Genomic DNA, 16,526 nt, shown 5'->3' with positions numbered 1-16,526 from the left:
AAGGCAGTTACTACTTACTCTCTCATCCCCCACATTTAGGCAAATCCCTGTTTCTCGATACCTTGCCGAGGCGTTTTCCGGGAATCATGGACTATTCACGGTGCTGTACCTGGCAGACCACTGAGATTGGGACAGGCGGCACCCGGCGGTGCGCCTCAGCTTTGCCGGCCGTACCCCATAAGCCTGCCTAGATGGACACATCCACGACCTTCTGGAAAAAATGCCCTAGCACTGGGCATTGAACTGCCTCCGCGCAGCGCCGAGGTGTATCTGCACTTCGATAGTCTCATCGTCCGCACTGCCGAGCGCTACCAGCGGCGCACGGTGGTGTTGGTCGCTGAACACGACAAACCCGTCCTCGAAACCTGACTGAACCCGAGATCGTCTACCAGATGCACGAGGGCTTGAGAAACCTCTATTCGTTGGTCAAAGGCCGCGATGTCGATCTGCGCTTTGTCTTTTTGACTGGAATCTCCAAGTTGAGCACGGCGTCGATCTTTTCCGGACTCAATAATCTCAACGAGATTACCTTGGATCGCTGCTATGCCACGCTCTGCGGCTATACTAAGGAAGATTCGAGCAGGTCTTTGCGATCGAATTGGAGGGCTTAGATCGCGACGAAATCCGGCACTGCGACAATGGCTATCTTTGGGACGGGCCGACGGTCTATAATCCATTTAATCTCTTGTCGTTCTTCGATACCCACGACTTTCGGGCTTGCAAATCATTGAGATCGGGATTGAGCCTTCGCGCAACCAAAGACAGATCCTCGATTGGACGTCATTCAAAAAGATTACGCAATGGATAACCTACATCGGCGGTATTTATACTCCTTCACCCACATCATTGTATGGGCATGATAGATTGCATGATCGCCAGGCTCGCTCAATTCCAATAAAAACAACAGCTCCAGCGACGGTTAACTCTATTCTCGTTTCGATCAGGGCTCTAAGGTAGGCTATCCATTGCATGTCATTTTCTTTACTCGAAGCCGCACCTTGACCTCTCCATTCAATTGCAGAGGATTGAAGAACCATGTTTGAGGCAACCAAGATCGGGCGTTCGGTTAGCAAAGAAGAATACAAGGAACAACAGGAAGAACTGCGCACCCAACTCTTAGCAGTGCAGCGCGAACTCAGAAATTCGAATATCGCAGTGGTCGTTCTGATTGCTGGGATTGAAGGCGCGGGTAAGGGTGAGGTGGTCAACCGACTACATGAATGGCTGGATACGCGTGGGGTCCAGACCTTTGCTTTTTGGGATGAATCGGACGAAGAGCGCGAGCGCCCACGCTATTGGCGCTTTTGGCGGGCGATGCCGGCAGGCGGCGAGATCGCCATCCTCTTCGGTGGCTGGTATCAAGCCCCAATCGAACACCACTTCCGCGGACTATGCAATGACGCCGAGCTGGATGCCGAGCTTAACCGCATAGTTGACTTTGAACAGATGCTAGCCGAGGACGGTGCGCTGATCGTCAAGTTCTGGTTCCACATGTCCGAGGCCGACCAGAAAGCACGGCTGAAGGAGCTCGCGCGCGATGATCGCAGCCGCTGGAAGATGCTCCCTGAAAAGAGCCGGTTCTCTGAGCACTATGCCACCTTCGAGCAGGTCGCCGAGCGGGTGATCCGGCATACCGACCGCGGCTGTGCCCCCTGGTATCTGATCGAGGCCACCGACCGGCGCTATCGGGACCTGACGGTGGGCAAGACCCTGCTCCATGCCATGCGCGCGCGCCTGGACGAGACCAACGGTACTGACACCTCTCTCCAGGCAACAGATGCGCTGGAGTTGCCGGCCAGCGACAGCGCCCATATCACCTTGCTCGATCGGCTCGATTTGGACCTGAGTCTGCCGTCTGAGGATTACAAGGGACTGCTTAAGCACTATCAAACCGAGCTTAATGAACTGGCCTGGGCAGCTTATCATAAACGGCGCTCAACGGTTTTGGTCTTCGAGGGGATGGATGCCAGCGGTAAGGGCGGGACCATTCGGCGTATCGCCCAGGCCGTGGATGCACGTCTCTATCGCGCCATTCCAGTCGCCGCCCCGAGCGATGAGGAACGGGCACATCACTATCTTTGGCGTTTTTGGAGACATATCCCCAGGGCCGGACGCATGACCATCTATGACCGATCTTGGTATGGGCGAGTCTTGGTCGAGCGGGTCGAGGGGTTTGCCAAACCTACTGAATGGCGCCGCGCCTATTCCGAGATCAACCGTTTCGAGGAGCAGCTCGTCGATAGCGGCATTATCCTGTTGAAGTTCTGGATTCAGATCAGTCTCGACGAACAGCTTCAGCGTTTTCATGAACGCGAGTCCGTTCCCTATAAGCGCTATAAGATCACCGAGGAGGACTGGCGCAATCGTGAGAAATGGCCTCTCTATAAAGAAGCAGTCAATGAGATGATCGCCCGTACCAGCACCCAGCATGCTGCCTGGACCCTGGTTGAGGGTAATGACAAACGCTATGCCAGAGTCAAGGTCTTGCGTACTATCTGCGAGGCACTCACTGCTACCTTAAAGACGCCGCTGCAACCGCGAACTGGCTATTGGCCATGCGGTGATAAACGTCTCGACCAACAGGGTGATAAAGCGAGTCAATCCAAGCCCAATCACTGAGTTACAACACGCCTAACCTATTGTCCGGTCCCAGCGCTGAGCATCAGGAGGGATGGTGCGGTCACGAAGAAGGGGCTTTTTCTTTGGAAGCAACCAGGGGCAATGCGATGGGCCCCAGGTGATACCTGGATGAAAGCGTCTCAAGCGGACGAGGCCTTGCCGCGTATCGTTTCAGCGAAGGAGCTCACTGCCCTGATCCTTGCCGGCGGGCGGGGCAGGCGTTTGGGCGGGATCGACAAAGGATTGGTCGAGATCGGCGATCGCCCCTTGATCGCCTGGATACTCGCTGCGCTTGCACCCCAAGTCGGCGCCATCCTGATCAGCGCCAATCGCCACTCAGAGCACTATCGATCCCTGGGTCATCCGGTGCTGACCGACCCCCTACCCGATTATCCAGGTCCCTTGGCCGGTATCCTTGCTGGTTTGCGCGCCGCCCCGAGCCCTTGGATTTTGGTTGTACCCTGCGATGCGCCCTGTCTGCCGCTGGATCTTGGGACTCGCCTAGCCAGGGCCTTGGTCCAACATAGGGGCGATCTGGCCGTGGTCCACGATGGCGAGCGCGCCCAATGGCTCCATGCCCTGCTGCCCGTGGGCCTTGCCGATGAGCTGGCAGATTTCTTGGCCCAGGGCGGACGGCGTGCGGAGGACTGGCTCAGGCGGTATCGTATCGCCTGGGCCGATTACTCCGGGCAGGCCAAGGCCTTTGTCAATCTCAACACCCTGGAGGATCTGAGGAACTTCCGAGACCTTTAGTTTTAGTTGCCTCACGGCCAACTGACTTGCTTGACGGATCTTGGTGCCCACTGCGTAGCTTCTGCGTTAAAGCAGGGGTCAGCGCATCTCCGCGCTCAATCTTGCGCAGGTCCTTGCGGGCTAGTTAGCCTTTAGCTCAGCGCCATTCAATGGATCTTCGACAATGCCATCCTTTGCTCTTCGTCTCCTCCCTGTATTGCTCTTCTTGCTGACCACGACGGCTTGGGCTGCACTGCCGCCGAGTGTCGATGGCCAGCTCCTGCCAAGCCTGGCGCCGATGCTTGAGCGGGTCATGCCAGCGGTGGCCAATATCTCAACCGTCACCCGCATTGAGGCCGCGGAACATCCGCTGCTGCGCGATCCCTTTTTCCGTCATTTTTTCGATATCCCCAACCAACACCAGCAACGCAGCAGCCTGGGCTCGGGCATCATCGTAGATGCCAAGCGCGGTCTAGTGCTCACCAATCATCATGTCATTGCCAAGGCCGACGAGATCCGGGTCACGCTCCACGATGGGCGGGTCTTAGAGGCCCAATTGATCGGTAGCGACCCCGAGACAGATGTCGCGGTTTTAAAGATCCTCGCCGAGAATCTCACTGCTCTTCCCTTCGCCGATTCGGATCAACTGCGGGTCGGCGATTTCGTGGTGGCGATCGGCAACCCCTTTGGCCTGCGCCAGACCGTGACCTCGGGCATCGTCAGCGGCCTGGGGCGTACGGGGCTGGGGATCGAAGGCTATGAGAACTTCATCCAAACCGATGCCTCGATCAATCCCGGTAACTCAGGCGGTCCCTTAGTTAATCTGCGCGGCGAGCTGGTAGGCATGAACACTGCGATCCTCGCCCCGGGCGGGGGGAATATCGGGATCGGCTTTGCAATCCCTGCCAACATGGCACGCGCCATCATGGAACAGCTCGTGCGATATGGGACGGTGCGGCGCGGTCTGCTCGGGATCGCGGTTCAGGATTTGAATGAAGAGCTCGCCCGCGCCCTCAATCTCACCCAGACCGAAGGGGCGCTGGTCGCCAAAGTGCAAAAAGGCTCAGCTGCCGAGGAAGCGGGCCTGCGCACCGGCGACGTGATCCTGAAATTCAACGACAAGCCGATCCGCGGGGCATCGGATCTGCGTAACCAATTCGGTTTGCTGCGCGTCGGCGAGCCGATCGTGCTGGATATCCTGCGCGATGGCCGACCCAAGCGCCTGAGCGCGCAGGTGGCTGATCCCTACCGCAACTATCTCCCCGGCGAACGGATCGCCCCCGAGCTGGCAGGCGCCTTGCTCGGTGAGCTGGATACCGGCTCGGGCGTTCCAGGTGTTCCGGTCGGGACGGTCGAGCGCGACAGTCCGGCCTGGCAGGCCGGATTGCGCGAGGGTGACCGACTGCTGCAAGTCAATGGTCAGCGCATCGGCAAGCTGCGCGACATCGGCGCCATCCTGCGCGCATCCAAAGGGTTGTACAGCCTGCATATCCAGCGCGGCGACAATCTGCTCATCCTGTCGCGTCGCTAGGGGACTGCTGATGGATGCGTTACCCCGGCCAAGCAGGTCTCTAGTCGATCGGCTTGCGCCCCAATGACCCAAGCCAGCACATCCTTCGCTGGCAGGCGTCTCTCCTACCGGTTTTTCAACAGCCGGCAGAGATGGGGGCAGGCTGCTGTGCCAGCCCCCAAAGCGGGCCGCCGCTCAAGGCATCTGCGATCGTTGCCAGCCGATGCCAGGGGTCGCCGGGGCTGACCCCTTTGATAACCCGATCAGCATGGGCGCATTGCCCGAGCAGGGCATACAGGCGTGCCAGCGGCAGACGTTTGAGTGCCGCCGCGATGCGCCCTTGTCGCAGGCGCGGCACTCGGTGTGCCTCCCACACCGGTTCCAGCGGCAGACGGCGCGCCTGGGCCTGGCGTGCTGCCGCAAGCATCCGCAGCTCTCGCGCCAGCGCCCAGAGCACGATGGCCTCGGCTATCCCCTCAGCACGCAGGACCTCCAGTATATGACGGGTGCGCGCCCGATCACCGCTCAATGCCGCATCCAGCAGGGCAAAGGGATCAAAGCGGGCGCTGTTGGCAAGCTGTCCCCAGAGTTCATTGAGCGTCAATGGACCGGGCCCCCTCAGCAGACGCAGCTTATCGATCTCTTGGGCCGCAGCAAACAGATTGCCCTCGCAACGCTCAGCGAGCAAATCTGCAACCCCCGGCTCAGGCTGAAATCCGCTTTCTTTTAAGCGCTGGCTTAACCAATGCTCTAACTCCGCTCCCTTCAGTGGCCAGACCTGAACGACCACCCCGAGGCGTTCGATCCCTTTGACCCAAGCGGATTGCTGGGCTTTGCGCTCCAAGTTGGGCGCCAGGATCAGGAGCAGGACATCAGCAGGGGGACGCTCGCAATAGGCGCGGATGGCGCCCTCGCCCACCGCGTCGATCTTACCGCTGGTCAGGCGTAGTTCGATCAGCCGGCGCGATGCAAACAGCGACAGACTGTGTGCAGCCAGGTTGAGCCGGCCCCATTGAAATTGCTCGGCCGTGTCCAAGATCTCGCGTTCAGCATAGCCGGCGCGGCGCGCCGCCTCGCGCACCAGGCGTGCAGCCTCATGGAACTGCCAGGGCTCCTCGCCCCAGATCAGATACACAGGCGCTAGGTCCTTGGCGAGCTGGCCGGTTAAGTCGTTGAAACGGATCGCCATGCTATAGTTCGGTTAACCCACTATGACTGAACGAAATAACAAGATCGATACAGCAATGGAGGAGAAGGACATGTTCGAGATCAAGCATCGCACAACCGGCGCTGTCCTGGAACAGATCGACGCTGATTCACTGGTGGGCGCCGATCTTCGGGAGATGCACCTCAGCGGCGCCGACCTCAGCGGCCTGGATCTGCGTTGGGCCGATCTGACGGGCAGCGATCTGGACGGCGCTTGTCTCGCCGGCGCTTCACTCGTCGATGCCATCCTGGTCGGGGCACAACTGCGCGCCGCCGATCTCAGCAATGCCGATCTGACGCGGGCACGGCTCGGCGCCGAGCAGCGTGCCCATGCCGCGATGCTCAATCACGCCAATCTGTCCGATGCCCGCCTGGTACAGGCAGATCTGCGCGCGGTCGAGGTCCGCTATGCTAATCTGCGCGGTGCGGATTTAAGCTATGCCGACCTGCGCCGTACCGACCTCTATGGCAGCGACCTGACCCAGGTCAGGGCCATCAAGGCGCTATTTATCCAGGCCAATCTGCGCGAGGCGAATCTGACCGGCGCCGACTTGCGCGATTCGCATCTCAATGACGCCAACCTGGTCCGCGCCAATCTGAGCCATGCCGATCTGACCAGCACAACTGTAGACGGTTTTACCGTACTGAACCTAGCTAACCTGGAGGGTGCCAATCTGACGGGGGCTCGTTTATGCGGGGTCCTCGCACAGGATGCCAACCTCCGTCAGGCCAATCTGACCGATGTGGATCTAACCAACGCCACCCTGGGAGGCTCGATCCTCCATCGCGCCAATCTGACCAATGCCGATTTTAAAGGGGTTGAATTGGCCAGCGTCACCCTGGAGTTCGCTACCATATCCAAGGCGCGCAACGCGGAGGTCCCCAGTTATAAACGCAACCTCCGCTAAACAGAAGGGGAGGGCGGCCTGTGTTCAACTATGCCAACTAGAGACACCCACGCGATGCCGTATTTTGTCTATAAGATCACCCCGCCCCGTCAGCTCGAGCATCTCGACACCGTCGAGCAATATCAGCGTGCGCGCGAGATCGTGCGCGAGCGCCGGCGCAACGAACCGCCTGGCACGGGTGTCGAGTACCGACTGATCTTTGCCCGCCAGCAGGCTGAAGCCGAGCGTCTCCTATCAACGCCGCGCGATACCCGCGTCATCGGCGAGGACTAGCCCCTAGCGCGCCGTCAGGATGAAGCTCGCCGGGCGTTCGTCCACATAAAAATGCAACACGCGACGGACATACTCCTGGGTCTCGTCATAGGGCGGGATCTGGCGTCCATATTTCAGCACTGCCCCCTCACCGGCGTTATAACCGGCGAGGGCAAGCTTGACATCCTGACCGAAGAGATCGAGCAGGTCGCGCAGATAGGCGGCGCCGCCGCGAATATTCTCGGCTGGATCAAAGGGGTCGCGCACCCCGTAGCGGGCTGCGGTCGCAGGCATGAGCTGCATCAGCCCCTGGGCACCCTTGGGTGAAACGGCCTGCGGGTTATAAGACGATTCGGCGCGGATGATCGCATGGATCAGGCTCGGCGACAGACCATAGCGCCGGGCATTGACCAAAACCAATGGATGATAGAGTGCGCGTCGTTCGCTCTGCGATTGGGTGAGGGGTGCTGCTGGCCGACTCGTCAGGACCCGCCCCTGGGCGATGATCCCCGCCCGCGGGTCTGTCGCGGTCAGATTACCGGAAACCACCTTGCTCGCCTCGCGCTGCCATTCGAGCCGATAGCGATTGCCCTGGAGGGGCGTATCGGTGAAATAGACATGTCCCACCGCATCGACGTATTTATAGATGTCGGCCTTCAGCAGCCCAGGAACGAGTAGAGCCAGAGCACTAAAAAACCAAGTAAGGCGTGCTGTCTCATCCATCCGCTTCGAGCCTCCAAGCAGGTGACGACCAGGGGAAAGCATAGAACATCTAGCGGACAAAATCAGCCAGCGTTTAGGATTCGTGCCCCATTGTTATCCTAACCCTCGACCAAAGACCCTATTCAGACCAAGCGCTTCTTGCGTAGAGTTTTTCAGACAGTCTTCATGTAATCTAGATACTTATGATTGATTTTTAGTGTTGCACTTTAGAAACAGGTCAATGAAACCGGGTGAAATTTTCATTTGCCTCATCGGGATGAATCACTATAATCTGGCCCGCTCATCTCATTAACGTCATAATGTACCGGGGGGAACATGAATCGACGTTATTTCCTAGGGTCCATCCTGTCCGCTGCCGCAGCGCCTGCTGCTGCCTTTCCGTTCTTCACCAGCCGTCGCCCGCCGGCAGCCGTCCAACGTCCGCGCTTCCTGTCATTTCATCACCTCCATACCGATGAGGCCGTCACCCTCGCCTATCGCGTCGGCGATGCCTATCAACCCGCCGCACTCCAGCGTCTCAACTATCTGTTCCGCGATCACCGCACCGGCGAGGTCAGGACGATCGACCCCAGATTGTTCGACCTGCTCTATGACCTCAAGGTCTATCTCGGCGACCCAGACGCCCGTTTTGAGATCATCAGCGCCTACCGCTCGCCGGCAACCAATGCCCAGTTGCGCAAGACCTCAAGCGGGGTGGCGAGAAACAGTCTGCATCTACGCGGCCAGGCGGTCGATGTACGCCTGCCCGATCTCTCCACCCGCCGTCTATGCGAGGCCGCCCTAGAGCTCGGGCGCGGCGGGGTCGGCTATTATCGGCGCTCGGACTTCGTCCATCTCGATACCGGCGAGGTCCGTTCCTGGGGGATCCAGGCCTTAACTAAGCGGGCGGAAGCTGACGTTTAGATCAGGCAGATCCACCTCATTGACGGCGAGCCGGACCGATTGATTGAGCGTCGTACCTTCGCGCAGACGCACCCTGGCCTCGAGCGCAAGCTCAGGGACAAGCATGATGGCGCGACGCTCCTCCAAGCCCACTACGACCCCTTCACCCCGCCAATTGGGATGCTCCTTGAGATAGATCAGCTTCCAGTGCTGATTGGCGAGGCGCTCGCAACGGCGCACATTTGCCGCGGCAAGCTCTGCCTCGGCGATCCGTTCAAGCACCTGGGTAGGCTCAAGCAGTGGGCGGCCCAAGAGCCAGGCGCGGATCTGTTGGTGCACCAATAGATCCGAATAGCGCCGCAATGGGCTGGTGGCTCGGGTATAAAGTTCGATCCCCAGGCCCGCATGACGATCGGGTTCGAGCACCAGGCGGGTCGGTTTAAAGGACCGCCGCTTGGCATACATGCTGGCGAGATCCTGCGCCGGATCGTTGTTGTCGGGCGGCGGCTGGACCGCAAAGGGGATAGGAATCGCGCGTTCTAGACAAAAACGCGCCGCAGCTTCGCCGGCCATCAGCATAGCGTCGGTGACCAGCTCGCGGCTCATCAGGGGCGGCAAGGGGCGGATCTGGATGCGGCCTTCGCCATCCAGCCTCAGACTCACTTCAGGCAGGTTCAGCTGGCTTGCACCCTGGGCGAAACGCCGCGCGCGATAGCGCTCGGTGAGTGCGCGCAGGTCAGCGAAGGACGCATCATCCAGGCGCCCCTCGACCTCGGCATAGCTCAATCGTGTCACCCGCACCCAGCTCCGGTGCACCTCGATGTCTTGGAGCATGCCCTTGGGATCACAGCGGATGGCAAAGGACAGTGCCGGTGAGATGGGCTGCAGACCCAGGCCCAGATGCTCGGTCACCGGCGCCGGCAGCATGTTGATGATCCCTTCGGGCAGATACAGATTGGCACCGCGGGCACGTGCCTCGCGTTCGATCGGGCTGTCAGATGAGACCAAGGCAGCGACATCGGCGACATGAACCCACAGCCGATCCCCCTCGATGCTCAAGGCGTCGTCGGGGTCCTGAGTGCCCTCGTCGTCGATGGCATAGGCGGCAAGCCCGGTCAGATCCAGCCGCTCCTCATCGCCCAGTCCAGGGACTGGCAAATCGGGATCGCCCTGTGCAACCCCACAACGCGTGGGATAAGGGTTGTAACGTTCGGGCCAATGGCCGACCCGGATCAAGGCGCGATGGGCGCCTTCTGGAGTCTCGGGATAGCCGAGCGCCTCCAGGATGCGGCTGTGTTCGCTCAAACCCAGCGCCAAACGCTCGACCTCGGCCAAGCGCACCCGATCCTCTGGCAGGAGACGCGCTTGCTGCATGCGTTCCAGAAAACTGCGCCAGTCGCGCTCGGCAGATTCCTTGGCGGCACGCTCGGCCTGTTCCCGCTCGACAACGGCGCGCGGGCGGATCTGGATCGCGTCAGGGGTGCCGACAAAGGCCAAGCCCTCAGCGACCCGCTGCCAGGTCGCCCAGGCGCTTGCCGGCGTATAGTCGTTGAAGATGAGCTCGGCAAGGTCGCGTAGGGTGGTTTCGCTGCCCTCCAAGAGCTCCCAGGCGGCATCCAGCTCGCCTTGGAGTGGCGCTAGCTCGGCGAAGCTGCGCACCGGCCCGGGATGGAGGAGCGTAATATCCTTGGGACGAACGCGCTTGGTTTCGCCACCCTCTAGCTCGATCTCGATCTTGTCGCCGAGCGCGATGACCCGTGCCGGTTTGACCTTATACAAAACCAGGCTGTCGAGGGGCGGTGTCGCTTGATCGGTAGCCAAAGGCTTCTATCTCCGAGTGAACATGTCATACTGGGCAGCGATCTTTGCTGTCCTGTGAGGTTACAACCATGACAAACCAATGGGGCGATTTTCTCCAGACAAGGTTCGGGGCCTCGATCGATGAGTTCGGCGTTGTTCACTTCCCCGAACCGTCCCCAGCCGCTGATTGTCAACTGTTTGATCTCTCGCATCTCGGGCTGATCGCAGCCGTGGGTCCGGATGCGGCGGAGTTTCTCCAGGGGCAACTGACCAATGATGTCCGCGAGCTATCCAACCGCCACACCCATCTGACCGCACATTGCAGCCACAAGGGACGGGTGATCGCACTCTTTCGGGCGATGCGCCTCGGCGAGACCTTTTATCTCCAGGCCCCAGCCGAGCTCATCGCACCGACCCTCGAGCGGCTCAGGCGCTTTGTCCTGCGCTCCAAGCTGAGCCTCAACGAGGCGAGCGCTGCGCTCGTCAGGATCGGGGTTGCAGGTCACTCAGCCGCCGATCTTTTGAGCAGGCAGGGGCTGCCCATCCCCGAGCGCGACAATGGGCTTGAGCGCTATGATGCCTTAGCCCTTATCCGCCTGCCCGCCCCCGTGCCGCGCTTTGAACTCCTCGGGCCCTTCGCCGAGATCAGCGCCCTCTGGCAGGCGCTGATCCCTCAGGCCTCCCCCGCCCAGGCCGGCGATTGGCGGCGGCTCGATATCGAGGCGGGATTGCCGAACGTCTATGAGCGCACCAGCGAGCTCTTCGTTCCTCAGATGCTTAACCTCCAGTTGATCGATGGGGTGAGCTTTCATAAGGGCTGTTATACGGGCCAGGAGGTGGTCGCGCGGATGCAGTTTCTGGGGCGCCTCAAGCGGCGCATGTATCTCGCCGAGGTCGAGTGCCCTACTCCGCCCCAGCCCGGCGACGAGCTCTTTGCACCGGCCAGCACCTCGCAACAGACCGATGGCTGGGTGGTCGATGCCTATCCCCTCACCGATGTGCGCCATCTGCTATTGGCGGTTGCTGAGATCGCTGCGGTCGAGGCAGGCGAGATCCGACTCGGGCCCGATGGCCCGCCGCTTCGCCTGCGCGAACCGCCCTATGGGTTTGCCGATACAACGAGATAGGACCAAGGCCACGTATGCCTTTGGTTTTCGGTTTACAGACCGGCTCGGGCAGCCCAAGGCCCTTTTCAAGGCAGTTTCTCAGGACTCGGGGCGCATCTGAGGAAAGAGCAGGACATCGCGGATCGAGGGTGAGTCGGTGAAAAGCATCACCAAGCGATCGATCCCGATCCCCTCCCCTGCCGTCGGCGGTAGACCATATTCCAGGGCGCGCACATAATCGGCATCGTAATACATGGCCTCCTGGTCGCCTGCTTCCTTCGCCGCCGCCTGGGTGCGGAAGCGTTCCGCCTGGTCCTCTGGGTCATTGAGCTCGGAGAACCCGTTGGCGATCTCGCGTCCCCCGATGAACAGCTCGAAGCGATCGGTCACGCTCGGGTCCTGGTCGTTACAGCGCGCCAGCGGCGAGACCTCGGTCGGATAGGCGGTGATGAAGGTCGGCTCTAAGAGTCGCTCCTCGACCGTCTGCTCGAAGAGCTCGTATTGGAGCTTGCCCGGCCCCCAGTCGGCCTGGGTTTGGATCCCGCAGCCCTCAAGAAAGGCGCGCAGGCGCGCGCGATCATCGAGGTCCTGGGGGGAAAGCTCGGGGTTGAAACGCAATAGGGCCTCGCGCAGAGTCAGGCGCATAAAGGGGTGCGCGAGGTCATAGGTCTCCCCCTGATAACTGATCTGGGTGGTCCCCAAGACCGCAAGCGCTAGTCGGCGCAAGAGGTCTTCGGTGAGGTCCATGAGGTCCTGATAGTCGGCATAGGCCTCATAGAACTCGAGCATGGTGAACTCTGGGTTGTGGCGCGTCGACAGCCCCTCGTTCCTGAAGTTGCGGTTGAGCTCATAGACCTTCTCGAACCCACCCACCACCAGGCGTTTGAGATAGAGTTCAGGGGCGATGCGCAAAAAGAGCGGCATGTCGAGGGCATTGTGATGGGTGATGAAGGGACGCGCTACTGCCCCCCCTGGGATCGGCTGCATCATGGGGGTCTCGACCTCGAGATAACCACGCCCATCTAGATATTGGCGAATGAAACGCACGATGGCGCCGCGCAACCGAAAGACCTCGCGGCTCTCTGGGTTGACGATCAGATCCAGATAACGCTGGCGATAGCGGGTCTCGGTATCGGTCAACCCGTGAAACTTCTCGGGCAGCGGGCGCAGCGACTTCACCAGCAAGCGGATCTGGTCACAGCGCACAGACAGCTCCCCCGTCTTGGTCTTAAAGAGCCGGCCCGACACCCCGAGGATGTCGCCGAGATCGAGCTCGCGCTTGAAGAACTCATAGACCTCATCACCCACCGTCTCGCGCTGGATGAAGATCTGGATGCGCCCGGACATGTCCTGGATATGCGCAAAGCTCGCCTTTCCCATCACCCTTCGGCTCATCAATCGCCCCGCGATCCTGACGGGGATCAGACGCGTCTCCAGATCCTCGTTGTCCAATATGCCATAGGAGGCATGGAGCTCACTGGCCAGGGCATTGCGCCGGAAGTTGTTGGGAAAGGCCGAGCCTTGGGCGCGCAGATGGGCAAGCTTGTCGCGCCGCTGGGCGATCAGGCGATTTTCGTCCTCGGCGTGCTGAACGAGGGTGGGGTCGGAGTATGATTCGTCGTTCATCGGCGAGAAGGGCTCAGGTTTGGGATCAGCGGGGATCGCAGCAGATGGAGTGCGCCGGGCGGACTACAGCCCGCTTTTGAGGCTCGCCTCGATGAAGGGATCGAGGTTGCCATCCAAGACTGCCTGGGTGTTGGCGATCTCGACACCGGTGCGCAGATCCTTGATCCGCGATTGATCCAAGACATAGGAGCGGATCTGGCTGCCCCAGCCGATATCGGCCTTGCTCTCTTCCAAGGCCTGCTGGCTGGCACGGCGTTTTTGCATCTCGAGCTCATAGAGCTTGGCGCGCAGTTGTTTCATCGCCTGATCGCGGTTTTTGTGTTGCGAACGGTCGTTTTGGCACTGGACCACGATCCCCGTTGGCAGATGGGTGATGCGCACCGCTGATTCAGTGCGGTTGACATGCTGACCGCCGGCGCCCGAGGCGCGATAGACATCGATCCTCAGATCCGCGGGGTTGATCTCGATCTCAATCGAGTCGTCGATCTCGGGCGAGACGAAGACCGCAGCGAACGAGGTATGCCGCCGGTTGCCCGAATCAAAGGGCGATTTGCGCACCAGCCGATGGACCCCGATCTCGGTGCGCAGCCAACCAAAGGCATAGTCGCCGTCGAACTTGATGGTCGCCGACTTGATACCGGCCACCTCCCCGGGTGAGACCTCCAACAGCTCGGCCTTGAACCCCTTGCGTTCACCCCAGCGCAGATACATGCGCAACAGCATCTCGGCCCAGTCCTGGGCCTCAGTGCCGCCTGACCCCGCCTGGATGTCGAGGAAGGCATTGCAGGCGTCCATCTCGCCCGAGAACATCCGGCGAAACTCAAGCTCGGCGACCTCGGCCTCATAGGCCTCGAGGTCGGCGGCCAGGGCAGCGATGGCCGATTCGTCCGATTCCTCGGCAGCTAGCGTCAGGAGGTCCTCGGCCTCGGTGAGGGCATTGCTCAGCCGGTCGATCTTGAGCACTATGGACTCAAGCCGCGCCCGCTCGCGCCCTAGGGCCTGCGCGCGCTCCGGATCGTTCCATAACAAGGGATCCTCGAGCTCGCGCATGACCTCGGTGAGTCGATCCTTGGCCTCGGCGTAGTTAAAGATACCCCCTGAGGGACTCCAGGCGTCCCTTGAGATCTTCGATCTGATTGAGCAGCGGATTGATATCGGACATCATGAAGACCCAGTTTTTCGCATAGGGCGGGCGCCGCATACCCTAGGATGAACGCATGGCTTGACTCGGTAAAGGGATAAAGACCCAGCGCAGCCGGCCCAGTTACCAAAAAGTGAAATTTTATGTCCGGATGCCGGAGGTCGGTCAAGCAGCCTGCGTATGGAAACGCCGCTTGCGGGCATCAGGTCGCTCCCTCGGCGGATCCTAAACACCCTGTTGTCCCGTGATGCCGATCCCAGATTATCAGACCCTGATGCTGCCGCTATTGCGTTGTCTCGCCGACGGACAGGCGCGGGGCAAGCAGGAGCTGGTTACCTCCTTGGCCGCCCAATTCAACTTCACGCCCGCTGAACGCGAGGCGCTTTTACCCAGTGGTCGACAGCCGATCTTCTACAACCGTGCCAGTTGGGCAGCAACCTATCTCAAAAAGGCGGGGCTCCTGAGCGCACCGCACCGCGGCCTGCTACAGATCACCGATCGCGATCAGGCGATCCTGCATGAGGCGCCAGAGCACATCGATTGTCAGTTTCTCCGACGCTTTCCCGAGTTCGTCACCTTTCGCCTCCCCTTGCGAGTTGGCAAGCATCAAGAGGTGATGTCACTCAAGACCGAGGTGAGCGAGCAGGCACTCGAGGAAGCGATCGAGATTGCCTATCAGCAACTGCGCGCACGGCTTGCCGATGAGTTCATCGCACGTATCCTCGACTGCTCGCCCACCTTTTTCGAGCAAGTGGTGCTCGATCTCTTGGTGCGGATGGGCTATGGCGGCTCGCGGCCCGAGGCCGCTGCCCGACTGGGACGGACCAGCGATGGCGGCATCGATGGGATCCTCAAGGAGGATCGCCTGGGGCTGGATGTCATCTTCATCCAGGCCAAACGCTGGCAAGGCCCTGTAGGTCGGCCAGAGATCCAGAGGTTCGTCGGTGCCCTTCAGGGGCAACACGCTAAGAAGGAGATCTTCATCACCACCTCTTCATTTCACGCCAGAGGCCCTCACCTATGCGGTCAGGATCGAGACCAGGATCGTTCTGCTCGACGGCAAACAGTTTGCCGAGCTGATGATCGACTATGATGTCGGTGTCTCAACCGTCGTCCTAGACTATTTTGAGATGCTGGGCGACGGCGATTGAGGCGGACAGGCACGCCTCTTAGGCCTCAGCAAGGCGCTGGCACCCTGCCCGGAATCAGCCTCTGGCCAGTGCGTAGAGAGTGCGTAGAGATTGATATCCTCCCCGCAGTCAAGGGCAAGGCGTGTTGCGCATTGGATCACCAGTGGGCGCCAAGTTGACGCGACATGCCAGGGGACTAGTGCTCGATCCCAGCTTCTAGAGGAGCTTCTCCCACTCACCGGAGCGCTACCCGATGATCGCTGGTCTTCTCGGCATGCTCGCCGCTCTCGTCATCTTCGTCCTCGCCCTCTTTACGGGACGCCGCATTGATCCCAAGATCGCCGGCCCGTTCAATCAATTCATGACCAAATCCGGATTTACGCCCCTCAAGCCATCGGATCCAGTGTACAAGGAGACCAAGGACGCCGCGCGCCTGACCCGGTATATCGGCTATGTCGAGCAGATCTATCGCCGCGCGCAAGACGACTGCACGCTCTGCTGGACCCTGGATGCAGAGGATACCAACCATCGTCTCATCGCCTTGTTGCGACAGAGCCAACCGAGTAAGCTCTGGATCCTTTGCCTGCTCCCTGATCTGAGCGGCTCAAGAAACATCATACGCAAGACCTTTGCCCTATCGCTCGCGGGCTCTGGCTTTCAGCGGGTCGAGATGGCGGATCTCGGCCCGCTCGCCGATCAAGCCGATCTCTTACCCAAGACGCTGAGGCACTCCCGCGCCTTGGCCAAGGCGCGATCGATCGTCTGGCACAGTGCGGAAACCTCGTGCTCCGCTCAACCGGCACCCTTGTATTGTTGGAAAGGATTTCGGTCCATCACGAAAGACTCGAGCAAGAGGCGCGCGAGCTCATGCGGATGCAACGGCTCTTGACC

15 protein-coding genes and 1 pseudogene are annotated in these 16,526 nt (G+C 60.3%); 11 read left to right on the top strand and 5 right to left on the bottom strand.

The window, feature by feature from the left end:
- Positions 1–17: 17 nt before the first annotated feature.
- From GWK36_RS16020 to GWK36_RS05465, 5 genes and pseudogenes are all read left to right on the top strand, one after another.
- Positions 18–191 (top strand): annotated as a pseudogene (locus GWK36_RS16020) (hypothetical protein); the annotation flags it as partial.
- A gap of 201 nt (positions 192–392) precedes the next feature.
- Positions 393–611 carry a P-loop NTPase family protein gene (locus tag GWK36_RS14840; protein WP_210756866.1) on the top strand — a complete coding sequence of 73 codons (219 nt, stop codon included), beginning with the start codon at positions 393–395 and terminating at the stop codon, positions 609–611.
- Between the two features lie 424 nt (positions 612–1,035).
- The gene (gene pap / locus GWK36_RS05475) at positions 1,036–2,619 is read left to right on the top strand and encodes a polyphosphate:AMP phosphotransferase (RefSeq protein ID WP_166270284.1); all 1,584 of its coding nucleotides are present in this window, start codon (positions 1,036–1,038) and stop codon (positions 2,617–2,619) included.
- A gap of 129 nt (positions 2,620–2,748) precedes the next feature.
- The gene (mobA, locus tag GWK36_RS05470) at positions 2,749–3,372 is read left to right on the top strand and encodes a molybdenum cofactor guanylyltransferase MobA (protein ID WP_166270283.1); all 624 of its coding nucleotides are present in this window, start codon (positions 2,749–2,751) and stop codon (positions 3,370–3,372) included.
- Between the two features lie 163 nt (positions 3,373–3,535).
- Positions 3,536–4,882 carry a DegQ family serine endoprotease gene (locus GWK36_RS05465; RefSeq protein ID WP_166270282.1) on the top strand — a complete coding sequence of 449 codons (1,347 nt, stop codon included), beginning with the start codon at positions 3,536–3,538 and terminating at the stop codon, positions 4,880–4,882.
- A 115-nt stretch (positions 4,883–4,997) separates the two neighbouring features.
- Here GWK36_RS05465 and holA read toward each other — a convergent pair whose 3' ends face one another.
- Positions 4,998–6,050, bottom strand: a complete 1,053-nt coding sequence (gene holA, locus GWK36_RS05460; RefSeq protein WP_166270281.1) for a DNA polymerase III subunit delta — start codon at positions 6,048–6,050, stop codon at positions 4,998–5,000.
- Positions 6,051–6,120: 70 nt separating this feature from the next.
- Here holA and GWK36_RS05455 point away from each other — a divergent pair, with 70 nt between their 5' ends.
- Positions 6,121–6,975, top strand: coding sequence for a pentapeptide repeat-containing protein (locus tag GWK36_RS05455; RefSeq protein ID WP_166270280.1), 855 nt, complete (start codon positions 6,121–6,123; stop codon positions 6,973–6,975).
- Between the two features lie 54 nt (positions 6,976–7,029).
- Positions 7,030–7,248 carry a hypothetical protein gene (locus tag GWK36_RS05450; RefSeq protein ID WP_166270279.1) on the top strand — a complete coding sequence of 73 codons (219 nt, stop codon included), beginning with the start codon at positions 7,030–7,032 and terminating at the stop codon, positions 7,246–7,248.
- Positions 7,249–7,251: 3 nt separating this feature from the next.
- On the opposite strand, the gene GWK36_RS05445 is transcribed toward GWK36_RS05450, so the two are convergent.
- Positions 7,252–7,950 carry a lytic transglycosylase domain-containing protein gene (locus GWK36_RS05445; protein WP_210756865.1) on the bottom strand — a complete coding sequence of 233 codons (699 nt, stop codon included), beginning with the start codon at positions 7,948–7,950 and terminating at the stop codon, positions 7,252–7,254.
- A 315-nt stretch (positions 7,951–8,265) separates the two neighbouring features.
- On the opposite strand from GWK36_RS05445, the gene mepK reads away from it, so the two are divergent.
- Positions 8,266–8,853, top strand: a complete 588-nt coding sequence (gene mepK, locus GWK36_RS05440) for a peptidoglycan L,D-endopeptidase MepK (RefSeq protein ID WP_166270277.1) — start codon at positions 8,266–8,268, stop codon at positions 8,851–8,853.
- On the opposite strand, the gene GWK36_RS05435 is transcribed toward mepK, so the two are convergent.
- Complete coding sequence (locus tag GWK36_RS05435) at positions 8,824–10,653, bottom strand: RNB domain-containing ribonuclease (RefSeq protein ID WP_166270276.1); 1,830 nt, start codon at positions 10,651–10,653, stop codon at positions 8,824–8,826. The two genes, mepK and GWK36_RS05435, sit on opposite strands and share 30 nt — an antisense overlap.
- Positions 10,654–10,721: 68 nt before the next feature.
- Here GWK36_RS05435 and ygfZ point away from each other — a divergent pair, with 68 nt between their 5' ends.
- Complete coding sequence (gene ygfZ, locus GWK36_RS05430; RefSeq protein WP_166270275.1) at positions 10,722–11,759, top strand: CAF17-like 4Fe-4S cluster assembly/insertion protein YgfZ; 1,038 nt, start codon at positions 10,722–10,724, stop codon at positions 11,757–11,759.
- A 78-nt stretch (positions 11,760–11,837) separates the two neighbouring features.
- Here the strand turns inward: ygfZ and lysS are convergent, their stop codons facing one another.
- Entirely contained in the window at positions 11,838–13,364 is a 1,527-nt protein-coding gene (lysS, locus tag GWK36_RS05425) for a lysine--tRNA ligase (protein ID WP_166270274.1), read from the bottom strand.
- A gap of 63 nt (positions 13,365–13,427) precedes the next feature.
- A protein-coding gene (gene prfB, locus GWK36_RS05420; protein WP_166272483.1) for a peptide chain release factor 2 occupies positions 13,428–14,526 on the bottom strand; the annotation gives its coding sequence in 2 pieces (ribosomal slippage) (positions 13,428–14,450 and positions 14,452–14,526; 1,098 coding nt in all).
- Positions 14,527–14,752: 226 nt separating this feature from the next.
- Between prfB and GWK36_RS05415 the strand changes: the two genes are divergently transcribed.
- Together GWK36_RS05415 and GWK36_RS05410 are read left to right on the top strand one after the other, a co-directional pair.
- Complete coding sequence (locus tag GWK36_RS05415; protein WP_246237712.1) at positions 14,753–15,598, top strand: restriction endonuclease; 846 nt, start codon at positions 14,753–14,755, stop codon at positions 15,596–15,598.
- A gap of 290 nt (positions 15,599–15,888) precedes the next feature.
- Positions 15,889–16,524: a hypothetical protein gene (locus GWK36_RS05410; protein ID WP_166270273.1), complete on the top strand. Its 636-nt coding sequence runs from the start codon at positions 15,889–15,891 to the stop codon at positions 16,522–16,524.
- Positions 16,525–16,526 lie beyond the last annotated feature (2 nt).

It is taken from the genome of Caldichromatium japonicum (genome assembly GCF_011290485.1).
Taxonomy (GTDB): Bacteria; Pseudomonadota; Gammaproteobacteria; order Chromatiales; family Chromatiaceae; genus Thermochromatium; species Thermochromatium japonicum.
Note: the sequence above shows the minus strand (reverse complement) of the source record. Positions and strands in the feature narration are given on the sequence as shown.